This is a genomic window from [Zimmermannella] bifida NBRC 103089 (genome assembly GCF_001570925.1).
Lineage (GTDB): Bacteria > Actinomycetota > Actinomycetes > Actinomycetales > Microbacteriaceae > Gulosibacter > Gulosibacter bifidus.
The window spans coordinates 1-15,614 of record NZ_BCSP01000011.1 but is presented as its reverse complement, the minus strand read 5'-3'; the positions used below and the strand labels follow the sequence as shown (position 1 = coordinate 15,614).

Sequence of the window (15,614 nt, the reverse complement as noted above, 5' to 3'; positions counted from 1 at the left end):
GTCGTTCCTTGCGTACACGGGCTACTATGAGCGAAATTGACGATCTATAGGGGAATCAATCGTGAATCGCACGCCAAAAATCGGGGTTTTGCTTGCCACCCACAACGGCGTGATGTTCGTCGAAGAGCAGCTTCGCTCGGTGCTCGACCAAATTGATGTCGACGTGCACGTGGTGATTTCCGACGATAACTCGACCGACGGCACCTACGAACTCGTACAGCGACTCGCTGCCGCCGATAGCCGGATCACGGTGCTCCCCCAAGGCACATTTGGCTCCGCCGCCGCAAACTTCTACCGTCTGGTACGGGATGCGAACGTGCAGGGGTTCGACGCCATCGGGTTTTGCGATCAGGACGATGCTTGGGAACCGTGGAAGCTCGAGCGCCACTATGCGCTACTCACGTCCCCAGGGGGCGTCGACGGTTTGGGAGACTACTCGGCGGTCTCCTCAAACGTCGCGGCGTTTGATGAAGATGGCAACTCACAGTTGATCGTCAAGAACCAGTTGCAGCGAACCGCGGACTACGTCTTCGAATCGGGCGGCCCGGGATCAACATTCCTGTTTCGACCCGAGACTTTCGAATTCGTGCGTGCACAGCTGCTCGACCCAGCATCGCCTGCAAGCCGTATGCCGTCACACGACTGGTGCATGTACGCACTGGTGCGCGCCAGCGGCCGAAGGTGGTTCATTGATGGCGAGCCATCGGTTCAGTACCGCCAGCATGGCGACAACGTCCTCGGGGCCAACGAAGGCTTGGAGCAGCACCTAGCTCGACTCAAAGCCATTGCTAATGGGCAGCACCGTCGAGATGTCCAGTCGGTGCTGGATGCGGTTGTTCCCGTCGCGTCAACAGCCACCGCACCGCAGCTCGCCTGGCTGCAAGACGCAACACGGCGCCGCGGACCGCTGACGCGCATCCGGTTGGCCCGTCAGGCTAATCAGCTGCGACGCAGACGGCGTGACCAGCTGGCGCTGGCCGCAACCGTGCTGCTGGGCATCTGGTAAACGCTGGGGCTACTTGCGCCCCATGCCCACGTAGGTCCACCCAGCGTCTCGCCAACGCTTCGGGTCAAGGCAATTCCGGCCGTCGATAACGATCCTTGTGTTCACAAGATCGCTAATACTGCTCGGGTCCAGGTCTTGAAAGACCTTCCACTCGGTTAGCACCATGACGGCATCAGCATCCCGTACCGCGTCTTCGAGCGAAACAGCGATGACACGCTCCGGCTTGAACTTCTGCAAAACTTCACCGGCTTTCGGGTCATAGGTGACCACCGTTGCGCCTGCGTGCTCAACGCGACCAGCGATATCGACAGCGGGCGAGTCACGAATGTCATCGCTGTCGGGTTTGAATGCTGCGCCGAGCACACCGATCTTCTTGCCGCTAAGTTCGCCGCCGAGTGCCTCGCGCAGTTTCTCGACAGCGCGTTCTCGCTGTCGGGTGTTGATGTCATCAACGTCGTGCAGGAACGCCAGCGCATCTCCGTGACCGAGTTCATCGGCTCGTGACATGAACGCCCGAATGTCCTTAGGGAGGCAACCACCGCCGAATCCAATTCCAGCACGCAGGAATTTCTTGCCAATCCGGTCGTCGTAGCCGATGGCCTCCGCCAACTTCTTTACGTCACCACCGGTCGCATCGGTCAACACCGACATGGCGTTGATGAACGAAATCTTCGTCGCAAGAAACGCATTCGCCGCAACTTTGACGAGCTCAGCGGTAGCGAAGTCGGTCTCGACCTTAGGGATCTTTGCGGCGAGCAGATCCGCATAGCACTCGTCCAACAGTGTTCGGGCGGTGTCAGCATCCTCTACATCGTCGGGCAGACCGTAGACGATACGGTCGGGCCGCAGGGTGTCTTTCACGGCGAAACCTTCACGCAGGAACTCCGGGTTCCAGACCACGGGAATCCCATGACCGGCAAATCGCTCCTGCAGTCGTGCGGCCGTACCTACTGGCACGGTCGACTTACCAACGACAGCAATAGACCGCTCAGATTGTGCTGGGAGCACCGCCAACAGGCTTTCGACAACGGCGTCAACGTAGCGCATGTCTGCAGCATTGCCATCAGCCACCTGCGGTGTTCCCACCGCAATGAAGTGCAGATCGCAGTCGACAACCTCGGTCATGTCCTGAGTGAACCGCAACCGGCCATTTTCAATATTCCGTTTGAGGATGGGTTCGAGTTCCGGCTCGTAGAAGGTCGGTTTCCCGGTGTTGAGTCGGGCGACCTTATCGGCGTCGGTATCGACGCCGATCACGCTGTGTCCGATGTCTGCCATACATGTGGCGTGCACCGCTCCGAGATACCCGACACCGATTACCGAAATCTTCACTAATCAACCCTTATCTTGCGGCAATTCGAACACTGGTGGCTTCATATGCCTAATGCTTGGCAAGGAGAGATTTTCCGCGCGCTCTCCACCGCCATCGTATCTGCGCGGATTGACCCGTTCTAACATCACCGGGTAAATCGACTGCTACATCTGTGGTGAACGTACGTGTCTCAATGAGCATGCTTGGAGCGAGTCAAGGCCAGCGCCGCGACATGCCACACAACGCCACACAATGGGCCGATCAGCAGCGCAAGCAATACTGCCGTTTGCAAGTCAGCGGTGAACAAGAGCACGAGCACAGCGATGATCGAAGCTACCCACCAGCCGCCGATGTAGTGCGCGTGCAGTTCTTTCGCAAGGGTGGCCGCGCCCGTGACAAACAGCGCTCCAGTAAGCGCACTCGCAAACGTCAAAATTGCCAGCACTTCACCCGAGATCTGAAAGCCATCACCCATAAGCGTGAACAGCCACGGGCCAATGAAATACGCGAGCACCGCGCCCACCGCGCCAACAGCCACGACGCCAACTACGGGTGTCAGGAGCGCTCGAGTCAGTGCATCCCGTCGGTCAACGAAGTAGACGACAATCGCATTCTGGAAGGCTTGCAGCGGCACCAAGATCGGCGCTCGAGTCAACAGCACGGCAAGCAGCAGATTTGACAGCAGCGTCGGGTCAGCCTCGAGTCGCGTCGCCTTTACCAGCACCGGGAACCCCACGACCATGATCGTTGTTGCCGACGCCGCGACCATGGCGCTCAATGCGTTCCTCACGAACGTGCGAGTATTCGTACGGATCTCTTGTGTGAGCGTTTCACGAACCGGCGTGGCGAGCATGAGCATCGGTGTCGCAAACACACCCATCGCTGTAATGATCAAGAAGGTCGCGAGGTTCGCGCCCACGAGCAGCCCTACGATTGCGGCAAGCATTCGTAATGCTGCTTCGAGAGCTACGAGGAGTGCGTACCAATTCCAACGCCCCATGCCGCTGAGAATTCCCGCAACGACCGACTGAAACGCAAAGCCGATGACAGCGACAGTCAGTACCGCAACGCTCAGCCAGGGGTCGCTGCTTGCGAAAAGGGCCGGGCTCCACACCCACGACGTCGCCAAAAGCACAATGGCCGTGACACCGCCGATTGCCATTGCTGGCGCCAACGGTTTGCTCCGCACTGCTGACACGGCAGTGTCCGTAGCGGGCTCAGCAGCTGCAGATTCGGCAACGATGCCGGGGACGTCATCTGTCGTGGCATTGGCCTCAGCCGGTTGCGCATCGCGCACACCGCGGGTGGTCTCGTACATGATGCCCTGCACGATGCCGGAGAGCATGAAAAATGCCGACCAGAAAACGTTGAACGCTGCGAAGTTGGTCGCTCCCAGCGTGAGCGTGGCAAAAACAACGACCGCGTACCCGGCTAGCCCTGCGAATACGGTGGCGATGGCGAGCCAGCGCACGTGTTTCTCCTTCGTTTGGTGCCTGCCCCAAGGCAGAGGCAACGCTACTAGTGCGTAGCGATCCACCCGTCCCAGGCGCTCCGCGCCATGTCGTCGATCGTCAGACGCGATTTCCAGCCGAGTTCTTGTTCGGCCAGCGTGACATCGGCCACGACCATGGCTGGGTCTCCGGCACGACGCGGTTCAATCACGGGTGAGATTTGTCGCCCGCTAACACGGCAAAGCGCATCGACGACTTCCAGCACCGATGACCCCGTGCCGGTACCGATGTTGTAGGCGGACGAGAGCGTCTTCCCGGCCTTGATCGCGTCGAGCGCTGCCAAGTGTGCCTCTGCCAGGTCGATCACGTGAACAAAGTCACGAATGCAAGTGCCGTCGGGAGTCGAATAGTCGTCACCAAAGACTCGTGGAGCTTCGCCAGCGACGATCTTCTCGATCACCATCGGCACGAGATTGAGCGCCTGCCGGTCGCTGAGCGTCGGCGATGCGGCACCGGCGACGTTGAAGTAGCGCAGGCTAACCGCACGCAGCCAACCGCACGCAACAGCAGCTTCAATGAGCTTTTCACCGAAGAGCTTGGTCTCACCGTAGGGGTTGATTGGCGCTGTCGTTGCTGTCTCTGCCACCGGTGAGCCTTCGGGCTCTCCATACACGGCTGCGGATGACGAAAAGACCAGGGTCCCGACGGAGGCGGCTTCCATTGCCATGAGCAGGTTGGCCAAGCCACCCAAATTGTCACGGTAGTACCGCGCAGGTTCGGCGACCGACTCTGGAACTTGTTTGCGTGCCGCAAAGTGGATTACCGCATCCACCCGATGCTGCTGCATGAACTCGGTCAGCGCTGGCACGGCGGCGCTCTCGCCGAGGTCGATTTGCAGGAGCGGCAGGCCTGGCACACGTTCCAGGATTCCCGTTTTGAGGTCGTCAACAAGAACGACGTCTTCTCCGCGATCGCGAATCAGCGACACCACGTGAGATCCGATGTATCCCGCACCGCCCGTTACCAAAATCGACATGCACGCCTCCAGGTGGCCGCCACCTTGCGTTTGTCGATCACGCCAGGTGCTTATCCGTTCGTTGAAACTTACTGCAGGTCAGTGTCAGATTCAGCGGGGGCACGCCCCACTGGTGGCGTAAAGACCGTTTCGTTTCCGCTGGCGACAGTGGATTCGTAACGCAGCGCTCCGGTCTTACGCAGTTCTGCTTCGAGCAACGCGAGTTTCCGGGCAAGCACCGTGAGGGTGCGGTCAGTGCGACGTGCGTGGCTCGATGCTGAGACGACGTAGGCGATAAAGAAGATGATGCACAGATAGAACAGCAGGTCGGTACCGCGCCCGATGCCCAAGAAGTCTGCCGCCGCTTGCGCTAGGTGCGGGAAGATGACGGCAACAATGCCAACGACCAAACCAAGCAGGATTGCCAGCCGTCGGATTGCCTGGCCACGTGCGCCGCGACCAGGAAAAATGAGCACCAGCGCGGCTACGGCCAGCACCACAATCAGGATGCTCTTAATGATGATTTGTTGGGTATCCATAACGGTTCCGTCGTTCGCTGATTGGTGGCTAACTACTTGAACATCAGGTCAGCAAGAATGTTGACCGAGTTCCAGAGGGACTGGCCCTTCGACCGCGAGTAGTCGGTGTAGATGATGTAGACGGGTTCTTCGGCGTACCGAAGCTTGTTCAAACCGATCTCGTTAACGATTTCGGATGCGTGTGCCATGCGGTTCTGGTTGATGGCGATCGCGTCAGCCGCAGTCCGGTTCAACGCACGCAAACCGTTGTGCGCGTCGGTCAGCTTGATGTTTGATGAGAGGCGCTGGAAGAGTACCGCGGTCTTGAGTACCAGCTTCTTCAGGGCGCCCGGCCGGGTACGCCCGTCCAAGAATCGCGAGCCGATCACGATGTCGAGAGGTTCCGTGGCAAGTCGCACGATCATGCGCTGTGCATCCACCACTCGGTGCTGGCCATCGGAGTCGAACGTCACAAAGTACTTTGCCCCTGGCTGCGCCATCGCGTAGTCGAGTCCGGTACGCAACGCAGCACCTTGCCCCAGGTTGATTGGGTGCTCGACCAAGTGCACTCCGGCGGCAAGTGCCTCGGACGCAGAGTTGTCGTTCGAACCATCGTTTACGCAGACGATGTTCGGAAAGACCTTGCGCGCCTCGGACATGACCTCGCGAATCACTTGGCCTTCGTTGTAGAGCGGCACCACAAGCCACGAGCTCGCCGCGAGTTCGGCTGACCACCCGAGCACTTCGGCTTCAGATTCAGCGAGTTCATTTACGGTCATTATTTCGATGCTTTCGAAGTCGGGGCGGCGCTTGCGCTTTTTCGATCAAAGAGCATGGCATACGTACGTTTAATCAGCGGAACCGGAAGCAGTCGAAACGCTTGCCGAAGCGCGAAGTTCCCGATGGCACGAGGACGCGAGACGATTCCGTAGTCGACCAGGTTCGATTGCATATGCCATTCCGCACGCGCCATCTCGCGACCGGTGCGCCGCTTGAACATGCCGTCATTGGCTTGAAACAGCACGACAGGCTCGTTCACGGCGATGAGCTTGTAACCGCGGCTTATCAAGCGGGCGAACAGGTCGTAGTCCTCCATCAAGTGCACTTGGTGGACGCCACCAACGGCATTAACCGCATCCCGGTCGAGCAGCACCGTCGGGTTGTTGATTGGACTGTTGATCTTCACGTAACGCGCAATGCCTTCAACCGTGTGCGGCAATGTTCGGGTACGAATGATGTCGTTCGGGTCATCATCGAACTCCAACATCTGCCCACCGACCGCTGCATATTCACCAGTGCTCGCGAGTTCCCACTGCAACTCAAGGCGGTTTGGGAGCGAAACGTCGTCTGCGTCCTGCCGGGCAATCCAACGGTTCCTCGCGGCATCGATACCCGCTTGCATGGCGACGGCGGTCCCGCCGTTTTCTTCGAGCTTGACCACGGTCAACCACGGACCATCAACCGATTCGAGATAGGCAACGATGTCGGGTGTAACTGGGCCGTCGAACACGACGACGATCTCGTCTGCCGGCGAAGTCTGGGCACGGATGCTCCTGATCGCACGCTCAAATTCGGCAAGTTCGACCTTGTGGTAGATCGGCAAGACAAACGAGACAGGCAGCATAAGCACCAGTATAGGGCCGAGGGGTGGTCCGGTAGGATGCGCAACGTGTCGAGATAGACCGACGCCAGTCGATCTCGAGAAACAAGCCCAATGTGGAACGAACGGAACCCTACACAGCGTGAACACCACGACCCTTACACCACAGTCGCTGGGACGAGTTGGAGAACTTATCCGCTCGGTTGAGGGCCGCCCCCATGGCAGCCTGCGAGCTACGCTCGGAACAATCTCCGCGACATTTATCGCGATGATGCTGCTATGCACACTCTGGTCGCTCAGCTCACCGTACGGTAGTGGCCCCGATGAGCCAGCACATGTGGTCAAAGCAGCCGGAGTCGCTCGAGATCAAGGCTACGGGGTGCCCAACGACGCGGTTCCACCTGAGAACCAGCATCCGGGTATTCCCGCACCTGACGGTTCCACTTATGTTCCGGACAACATTCGGTTTTTTAAAGTTCCGACCGAGTACGCGGCCATCTATGAGTTTCGAAACTGCTTTGCGTTCGAACCAAACCAACCGCCAAACTGTCCGTTTGCGCAACCCTACGACTTCGACTCCGATACCTTCGTTCAGTCCAGCGCATCCCTGTACAACGACACGTTCTATCGCCTTATCGGCTGGCCGAGCCTGATTAATACCGATTTTGGTGGCTTTTACGGGATGCGCCTGGTCAATGCCGCGCTAACTTCGGCTTGCTTCGCTCTTGCCTTCGGAGCTCTCTCGCTGTTGCGACGTCCGACTACGCCAATTGCAGCACTCGCCCTCGTTGCGACCCCCTCAGCACTGTTTTTGGGTGGAACTGTCAACCCCAACGGACTAGAAATCGCGACTACGGCTGCGTTTGTCTCTGCATTAGGTGTAGCGATCTTGCGTGATAGCCGTGGTCGCGAACTCACGTTCCTAATGTCGGTCGTTGCCCTAATGGGCGCGCTGCAGCCACAGATCCGGTCGCTCGGATTTGTCTGGCTGGGGCTTGCGGTGCTGTCGATGCTGATGTTCACGGGATCTAAGCGGTTCTTCGCTGTCATCTTTCGACCACAATCACTTTTTGCGGTGGCCGCCACGACCATCGGCATTGGTCTTGCGCTCTGGCAGATTCTGTCGACGAGCGTCCTAACGGCAACTGTCCCGCTTTATGGGCACGGTTTCACCACGCTGGAAGGCATCCGACTCATGCTGGACAACATCGGCGACCAGATGCAGTCGATGGTCACGCTGTTCGGCTGGATGGATACGCCTGGCCCTAGTTATCTGATGTACACGTATGTCACGTTTGCGTTTGCGTTGATCTTGCTTGCGCTCATCGTTTCGGGGCGACGAACAGTATTTGCTGTTCTGTTTGCACTTGCGAGCTACATCTTCGTTCCCGCGGTAATTCAGGGCCTCTCGATGAAAACTTCCGGTTTCATCTGGCAGGGCCGCTACTCAATGGCGATCTTTGCAGTTTTGCTCTTGCTCAGCGGCTTTGCACTTGCCGACAAATGGCCGCAGATCCCCGCCCGAGTTTCGACACGAATCTTGCTCATCTTTACCACCGGACTGGGATGCATCCATCTGGCTTCTCTCTACACAGCACTGCACCGGTACGCAGTCGGAGAACTCGGCAACCACCGTGTCTTCATGTCGGATCCGCTCTGGTTGCCACCTTTCCCAGCAAAGACATGGATGTGGATCGCAGCGTTTGTGATCGGGTCATTGTTCTATGGCCTCGTACTGCTCCGCGAACTTCGCGGACAAACTGCCTCGTCCGAGCGATGCTTGCGTGAACCAACACCTGCCGCAAGACCGGAGACCTCAACAGACCAAATTGCGGACTGATCACCATGTTCTTGGGCGCTAGAACTCGCTAAACACCTCACCACTGACCTTGAATTGCGAAGATGACAGTCCATCTCATTTGTTTGCGGTGCCGAACCAGTAGCACGTACAGTTCTTTCCACTGACGTCAAGATCGCTACGGAGCTTTGTGCATTCACAACCAAGCAAGACCGGATTCATCCCTGAAATTCAGGGGCTACGAACAATTGCACTGATTCTAGTCGCCACATTCCACGTTTGGTTCGGCCGAGTCTCAGGCGGCGTCGACATCTTCTTGCTGATTTCGGCGTATCTCATGACGCGCTCGCTTACCGGCCGTTTCGAGTCGGGTAAGACGTTCAGCCCGGGTACTTTCCTGGTGAAAAAATTCGCTCGGCTCATGCCAGCTGCTGTTGCTGTCATCATCCTGACCTCAGTCGCCGCCGTCACCGTACTCTCGGTCATGGCGGGGCAAAACACCATCACCGATGCGGTTTCCTCAATGTTCTACGTTGAGAACTTCAATCTGCAGCAGCAAGCGACGAACTACTTCAATGCGAATCAGGCGGTTGCTTCGCCTTTCCAGCATTTCTGGTCTCTGTCGATTCAGGGGCAGGTATTTGTTCTCTGGGCGTTGATTCACGCGGCGGCCGCATCCTTCGCGCGTCGCGCGAATCGCCGGATCCGTCCGATACTCCTCACCGTATTCGGCGTAATCGCAGCAGCGTCATTCGGTTACTCGTTGTGGCTCACTGCGGTCAATCAGCCTCACGCATACTTCGATACTGGCGCACGCTTGTGGGAGTTTGCCGCCGGTTCCTTACTAGCCGTCGTTCAACCGTGGGTCCGTTTGAACACCGCCTCGCGAACGATTGCTTCTTGGCTCGGCGTCGCAGCGACGATCAGTTGCGGGTTCGTCTTGCCCGTCTCTTCGAGCTTCCCTGGGCTGGCAGCCCTGTGGCCCGTGACTTCAGCAGCACTGATCATTCTGGCTTCTGGTGAGCCCACCCGGCTCGGTGCCGATCGTCTGCTCGCTTCGACCGTGTTGAAAACTATTGGGGGCTACACCTATGCCCTGTACCTGACGCACTGGCCGGTATTGGTGTTTTACCTTTCGCTCACCGGAATCACTGATCTGAATGCGGCAGAAGGAGCACTTGTCCTCGCAATTTCCGCTGTCTTCGCCGTCCTGGTGGTCCATCTCATTGAGCGCCCCGCAGCAGCGTTTGCAGCATCGACAGCGCGCAAACGGCAAGCCAAGCCCAAAACGAATTCCCCCTCAGACGCTTCAATCAACACGTACGACTCCGCCGCCGTTGACCACACCTCCAAACGAACAGCTCCTGCCCTCCGACAGGCCATTACCATCGCCATTTGTCTACTACTCGGCGGTGCCACGGTCTTTGGCACTGGGATATATCGCGACCACCGCGAGGCGGAGCTGTTCGCATCCCTCCAATCAATCGATCCGGCTCTGGTTGGCGCAAACGCCATCAACGTCAAGAATGTCCCGTTGCAATCACCGGTCGATATAGCTCCGAATGATTGGGCAAAGCCTGGTTTCGAATGTGCGAGCGATGATAAGTACGCCAGTGATCTTTGTTACGAGATTCGCCCACAGAACGGTAGCGAGCCGACTCACGAAATCATGATGATCGGGAGTTCGCACATGACTCAGTTCACGGCTTTGGTGAAGGAGACTGTCGGGCGCCACAGCGACATGGCAATGCGTGCGCAGGTAGCCCCTGGCTGCTATTTCCATATCCGGGAAAACATGGGCGACGATTGCGCAAAAGCCTGGGAAAACGGAACCAAGTACATTCTCGATCACAAGCCCGATCTAGTAATCGTGCATGCTTCACTCAACATGTCTGGGACAAATCCCGACCAGAAAATGCAGGGACTTGAACAATGGGTCAAGGACGTGCGGGCCGCATCGCCCAGCACCCAGGTCATCGCGCTCCGAGACAACGGCCGGCTCGAAAAGGAACCGCTTGAATGCGTCAAAAGCCACGGAACCGACGCTGCTGAATGCGAGTCCCCGACCAATACCGAGATGGACGCTGAGTACGTCAGCAGCTTGACGGAAGCGGGCGCGATTTGGGTCGATTTGAACCAGTGGCAGTGTCCTGACGGTGTCTGCCGACCAGTTGTGGGCGGAGTACCGGTATTTCTCGACACCCACCACGTCACCGCGACATACACACGGACAATGGCACAACACTTTGCGGATCAAGTTGCCCCGAACGTTTCTTGGTGGCCGATCAACGCTTACGAAGGTGAGTATGTTGAGCGTGCCGATGTGAACAACGATTCAAGTCAGGACCTTAACGACGCTCAATAGCGAGTGCCCTGCGGACGAGCGCGCCGCATCCGCCCAACCGGGTAGGATTCGGACGCGGCTTTGCCGAATCTGTAGACCTGCCGGCCAAGCGCATCGACCCGAGTGGATGAATTGCACGTAACAGTTCGAGCGACAAAACCGGCCCCGCGTGCAGCCTCCTGGATTCCCGAAATTCAGGGGCTGCGCGCGGTCGCACTGCTGCTCATCGTCGTCTTTCACCTCTGGGTCGGCCGCGTCTCCGGCGGCGTTGACGTCTTCTTTCTTGTCTCGTCGTATCTGCTCACGCGACAGTTCGTGCGCCGATACGAAACCGGCAGCATCCTCGCACCCCTGCAAACCACCATCCGACGGTTCGCACGCCTACTCCCCCTCGCCGCAGCAACGATCTGCCTAACTCTCATCGCGGCCTGGTTCCTACTCGCCCGCAACCACTGGTCAGCCGCCCACTGGGACGGCTTCGCCTCGCTGTTCTACGTCGAAAACTGGCGCCTGCAGGCACTCAGCGCCGACTACTACGCCGGCAACCACGCGCAGCAAAGCCTCTTCCAGCACTTCTGGTCGCTCTCGATGCAGGGGCAAATCTTCATCCTCTGGCCGGTTATTCACTGGGCAACCGCGAAACTCACCCGCCCGAACAGCGACCGCATCCGCCGCAACCTCTTCACCGTCTTCACGCTGATCTTCGCTGCCTCACTCACCTGGTCGGTAATCTTCACCGCGCAGCACCAGCAGCTCGCTTACTTCGACACCGCCGCACGTCTGTGGGAGTTTGCGGCAGGCTCAATGCTCGCGCTCGTGCATCCGAAACTCGCCGGCATGCCGCAGGCGCTGCGAGCCGGATGCGGCTGGCTCGGTTTCGCACTCCTCATCAGTTGCGGGTTCGTGCTGCCGGTGAACTCCACATTCCCGGGGGTTGCCGCACTGTGGCCGATCGCCGCCGGTGCGCTCATCATTGCGTCAAGTGGTGCCCCCACTCGAACCGGCGCCGACCGCATCCTCGCGTCAAACGCCCTCGCTCGAGTTGCCGGTTACACCTACGCGCTCTACCTCACGCACTGGCCGGTGCTCGTGCTGTACCTCAAGCTCACCGGCACGAGCCACGCCAACGCGCTCGATGGCGCCATCATTTGTGCGATCTCGGCCGCAATTAGCATCGCGCTCACGCACCTGGTGGAACGCCCAACCGGCAAGCTGTTGCACAACATCGCCGCCCCGACCTCCCCTCGCCCAGTTGCTGCAGCGGCGCTGGTCGCGGCACTGTTCGTGTCCGCAGCGGGCGCATTGATCGTCTCTGCCGAGTCACAGCGTTCGGTGCAAGAACAACTTGCCAGAGCCCAGGCCGAAGCCGCGCTCGACGGCACCGCAGTACCAACACAAGAAATTGATCTCAGCCCCGGCTGGGACCCGATCGAACTCGACTACGGTGCCGAAGCCATCGATGCACCCAGCATCGACGACCCGCTGCCCGGCGCTGACGCCATCGAAAACCAGTACGTCAACGAAGGCGACGACTGCACCGACTACATCGTGTCGGCACAGACCGACGGCATTTGCTACGAGACCGCTCCCCCGACAACAAAGAACCCACGGGTGCTCTTCGTCGGCAACTCGCACACCCAGCAGTTCTCCGCCATCGGCTACGCCACCCGCGACATCGTAGGGGACTTCGAGGTTCGGCTGCAGGCCGGCCCCGGCTGCCCGTTCTATGCGGGCGATGATGCAATTGACGACGCCTGCGGCGCTACCTGGCGGGCCGCGGCAGAGTATGTGACCGAAACCAAACCCGAGTTCGTGGTGGTGCTCGGCACCCAATCGCAATTCGATGACGCCGATGCCGAAATGGACGGCGTACCCGGATGGATCGAGAAACTCCACAAGGCCTCACCCGACACCGAGTTCATCGTGATGCGCGACAGCCCGCGCCTGGCTCCCGCACCCTATGAGTGCGGCGTCAGCTTCGGTTGGGATGCCGCCGACTGCCAGCACCCCGCGCCCGAAGGCCCCTCAACCCAGTTCATTAGGCAGATCGAACGCGCCGGCGGCCACTGGGTAGACCTCACCGATTTCATATGCCCGGATGGAATTTGTCGCCCGCAAGTAGGACAAATCGCCGTGTGGTTCGACGAGAACCACATTTCCGATGCGTTTTCTCGTACTCTGGCACAACGGTTCGCTGACGCCGTCCGAGACGAAGTAACGCAGTGGCCCGCCGAAGTGTACGTCCACAACGCCAACGACCGGACACCAACACCGACACCGACCGGAAACCCAACCGGCACGCCAACCCCGACTGAAACGCACCGCGCCAATAAACCCGGCCCTGCCAAACCCAGCGCAACCAAACCCGGCGCGACCCGCGACTAGCCAACCCGGCACCGCATCCGCCGCCCACGCAATATGACCCCACCTCCCACACGTACCGGCTGGATTCCAGAAGTCCAGGGCCTGCGCACCCTCGCGCTGTCATTGGTAGCGGTCTATCACATCTGGTTCGGCAAGGTCTCTGGCGGCGTCGATGTCTTTCTCTTTGTCTCGGCGTTCCTGCTCGTTCGTTCCGTGGCCTCGCGCGCAGAACGCGGCGAACCCACCAAACCGTTGGCATTCATCCTGCGCCGCTTCGCACTGTTGCTACCGCTTACCGCCGTCACTGTCATCGGCACGCTGCTCGCCGGCTACTGGCTGATGCCGCAATCGCTCACAGCTTCGAACCTGTTCCAAGGACTTGCGAGCCTCACGTACTGGGAGAACATTTGGCTGCAGGATGCCGAAGTTGCGTACCTGAGCAACGGCCCCGCATCCCCGTTCCAGCACTTCTGGTCGCTGTCGATTCAGGGGCAGATCTTCGTCATTTGGCCGCTGCTCTTGGCCGGATGCGTGTGGCTCGCGCGCCGTTTCAACCTTCCGGTTCGTACGCTGCTCGCGGCCGTGTTCGGTCTCGTGACGATCGCCGGCTTCGTCTATGCGCTCATCGCCGTCGACGCTAACGCTCACAACGCCTACTTCAGCCTGCCCGCGCGCGTTTGGGAGTTCAGCGCCGGATCGTTCCTCGCCCTCGTGCAGCCGTATCTGCGATTCCGCGCTATTTGGCGCATCCCGATGGGCTGGGTGGGCGTACTAGGGCTGATTGCCTGCGGTGCGGTGCTGCCCGAAGGCGCTGAGTTTCCTGGATGGCCGGGGCTCTGGCCCGTAGGCTGTGCCGCGTTGGTCATCATGGCCGCAGGCGAAGGCTCGCGTCGGAGCGCCCGCGCATTGCTGTGCCACCCGTGGCTGCAGCGGGCCGCCCGCTACACCTACGCGCTCTACCTCACCCACTGGCCGGTGCTCGTGTTTGTGAAGTGGCAGGCTCGTGTCGAGCAACCATCGTTCGGGCTCGGCGTTGCCGTGCTGGCGATCTCGATCGTATTGGCGGTGGCGTTCACCGAGCTGTTCGACCGACCGATCACGCGCTTTGTGGGTAACCGTAGCGACGACGAGAAGCCGTCGGCGAATCGCGACCGGGTGCGTGCATCCCGTCGAATCATTGCCGGACTCACCGGCACCGTCACCGCTCGCGCCGCGGTCGCACTGGGCACGGTGTTGCTCCTGGCTTCGGGCCTGGTTGTCGGGTCAATCGGCGTCTACCGTGCGCAGGCGGCGCAGGCTTGGGCCGAAACGGATGCGATGCCCGCCGCCGAGCTCGGCGCGAATGCGATCGACGCAGTGACGGTCAACGATGCCCCGATCTTGCCGAGCGAACTCGTGGTGCGCGATGACCTCACTCGCCTCGGCGATTGCGATGCCGAGACGCAGTCGGCCCTGGCGCCAACGCTGGCGCGGAACTGCCTGAGCAACGTCGGCGATCTTGCCGGTGCCCCCACGCGCACCGTCATGGTCGTTGGCAACTCGCAGGCGCAGCAGGCGGCGTCGCTGCTCGCCCCGGCCGCGATGCACGAACAGTGGGAACTGCGCGCGTTTATCTACTTCAGCTGCCAGTACAACTCGTTCGGCAGGCTCGACCACAAGGCGCAAGATTGCAACCAGTTCTGGGCGGATGCGCGCGAGTACCTATTGCAGGAACGTCCCGATGCCGTGTTGTTGCAGATCACGCGTTCTGAGCCAACAGGCGTTGACCCGGAGCTTCCCGGTATTTGGCATCTGGTGGATGAGCTCGAAGCCGCGGGCATCGAAGTGATCGCGATGCGTGACGTGCCGCGAGTGGTCGAGAACCCGTTTGCGTGCGTTGAGCTGGCGTCACCCGATGACCCGGCTTGCACGTTCACCACTGACTTGCACGAGCCTCGGCCCGAACTGGCGGAGCGCGCCAACGCTCATGGCGCGGCCTATCTGGATGTGAACGACCTGATTTGCCCGGATGGGGTTTGCCGTCCGGTGCGTGGCGGCGTGCTCGTGTTTATGGATGCGAATCACCAGACGGCGACGTACATGCGCACTATCGCGCCCGAAGCGAGCCGCCGCATCCACGAACACCTCACCTGGTGGCCGGCCGACTAGTTGCTGTCTAGTTTCATCGCGCCAACACTTGCCGAATCAGCTTGTGGACGGATGCGAG

The 15,614-nt window shown here is 59.7% G+C and carries 11 protein-coding genes; 5 read left to right on the top strand and 6 right to left on the bottom strand.

What is annotated here, in order from left to right:
- Window positions 1-61: 61 nt before the first annotated feature.
- The gene (locus ZBI01S_RS07950; protein WP_066058879.1) at window positions 62-1,006 is read left to right on the top strand and encodes a glycosyltransferase; all 945 of its coding nucleotides are present in this window, start codon (window positions 62-64) and stop codon (window positions 1,004-1,006) included.
- Window positions 1,007-1,015: 9 nt separating this feature from the next.
- Here ZBI01S_RS07950 and ZBI01S_RS07945 read toward each other — a convergent pair whose 3' ends face one another.
- From ZBI01S_RS07945 to ZBI01S_RS07920, 6 genes are all read right to left on the bottom strand, one after another.
- On the bottom strand, window positions 1,016-2,338 hold the full coding sequence (locus ZBI01S_RS07945) for a UDP-glucose dehydrogenase family protein (protein WP_066058872.1): 1,323 nt from the start codon (window positions 2,336-2,338) through the stop codon (window positions 1,016-1,018).
- Between the two features lie 170 nt (window positions 2,339-2,508).
- Window positions 2,509-3,789 carry a hypothetical protein gene (locus tag ZBI01S_RS07940; protein WP_066058870.1) on the bottom strand — a complete coding sequence of 427 codons (1,281 nt, stop codon included), beginning with the start codon at window positions 3,787-3,789 and terminating at the stop codon, window positions 2,509-2,511.
- A gap of 47 nt (window positions 3,790-3,836) precedes the next feature.
- Window positions 3,837-4,805, bottom strand: a complete 969-nt coding sequence (gene galE / locus ZBI01S_RS07935; protein WP_066058868.1) for a UDP-glucose 4-epimerase GalE — start codon at window positions 4,803-4,805, stop codon at window positions 3,837-3,839.
- 68 nt (window positions 4,806-4,873) lie between these two features.
- Entirely contained in the window at window positions 4,874-5,323 is a 450-nt protein-coding gene (locus tag ZBI01S_RS07930; RefSeq protein WP_066058865.1) for a DUF2304 domain-containing protein, read from the bottom strand.
- 32 nt (window positions 5,324-5,355) lie between these two features.
- A complete protein-coding gene (locus ZBI01S_RS07925) occupies window positions 5,356-6,081 on the bottom strand; it encodes a glycosyltransferase family 2 protein (protein WP_066058863.1) in 726 nt (241 codons plus the stop codon).
- Window positions 6,081-6,926 (bottom strand): glycosyltransferase, encoded by an 846-nt coding sequence (locus ZBI01S_RS07920; RefSeq protein WP_159421463.1) that lies wholly within the window; start codon window positions 6,924-6,926, stop codon window positions 6,081-6,083. Before ZBI01S_RS07920 ends, ZBI01S_RS07925 begins: the two co-directional genes overlap by 1 nt.
- Window positions 6,927-7,044: 118 nt before the next feature.
- On the opposite strand from ZBI01S_RS07920, the gene ZBI01S_RS07915 reads away from it, so the two are divergent.
- From ZBI01S_RS07915 to ZBI01S_RS07900, 4 genes are all read left to right on the top strand, one after another.
- Window positions 7,045-8,742, top strand: coding sequence for a DUF2142 domain-containing protein (locus tag ZBI01S_RS07915; protein ID WP_159421462.1), 1,698 nt, complete (start codon window positions 7,045-7,047; stop codon window positions 8,740-8,742).
- Window positions 8,743-8,890: 148 nt separating this feature from the next.
- Window positions 8,891-11,065: an acyltransferase family protein gene (locus ZBI01S_RS07910; RefSeq protein WP_066058855.1), complete on the top strand. Its 2,175-nt coding sequence runs from the start codon at window positions 8,891-8,893 to the stop codon at window positions 11,063-11,065.
- 111 nt (window positions 11,066-11,176) lie between these two features.
- Window positions 11,177-13,429: an acyltransferase family protein gene (locus tag ZBI01S_RS07905; RefSeq protein ID WP_159421461.1), complete on the top strand. Its 2,253-nt coding sequence runs from the start codon at window positions 11,177-11,179 to the stop codon at window positions 13,427-13,429.
- 33 nt (window positions 13,430-13,462) lie between these two features.
- On the top strand, window positions 13,463-15,556 hold the full coding sequence (locus ZBI01S_RS07900; RefSeq protein ID WP_066058849.1) for an acyltransferase family protein: 2,094 nt from the start codon (window positions 13,463-13,465) through the stop codon (window positions 15,554-15,556).
- Window positions 15,557-15,614: the final 58 nt, after the last annotated feature.

What these genes read in the sequence shown, in the direction of transcription:
- ZBI01S_RS07920 (WP_159421463.1), bottom strand. Translation starts at nt 6,926, where the DNA reads ATGCTGCCTGTCTCGTTTGTCTTGCCGATCTACCACAAGGTCGAACTT.
- ZBI01S_RS07930 (WP_066058865.1), bottom strand. Translation starts at nt 5,323, where the DNA reads ATGGATACCCAACAAATCATCATTAAGAGCATCCTGATTGTGGTGCTG.
- ZBI01S_RS07900 (WP_066058849.1), top strand. Translation starts at nt 13,463, where the DNA reads ATGACCCCACCTCCCACACGTACCGGCTGGATTCCAGAAGTCCAGGGC.
- ZBI01S_RS07925 (WP_066058863.1), bottom strand. Translation starts at nt 6,081, where the DNA reads ATGACCGTAAATGAACTCGCTGAATCTGAAGCCGAAGTGCTCGGGTGG.
- galE (WP_066058868.1), bottom strand. Translation starts at nt 4,805, where the DNA reads ATGTCGATTTTGGTAACGGGCGGTGCGGGATACATCGGATCTCACGTG.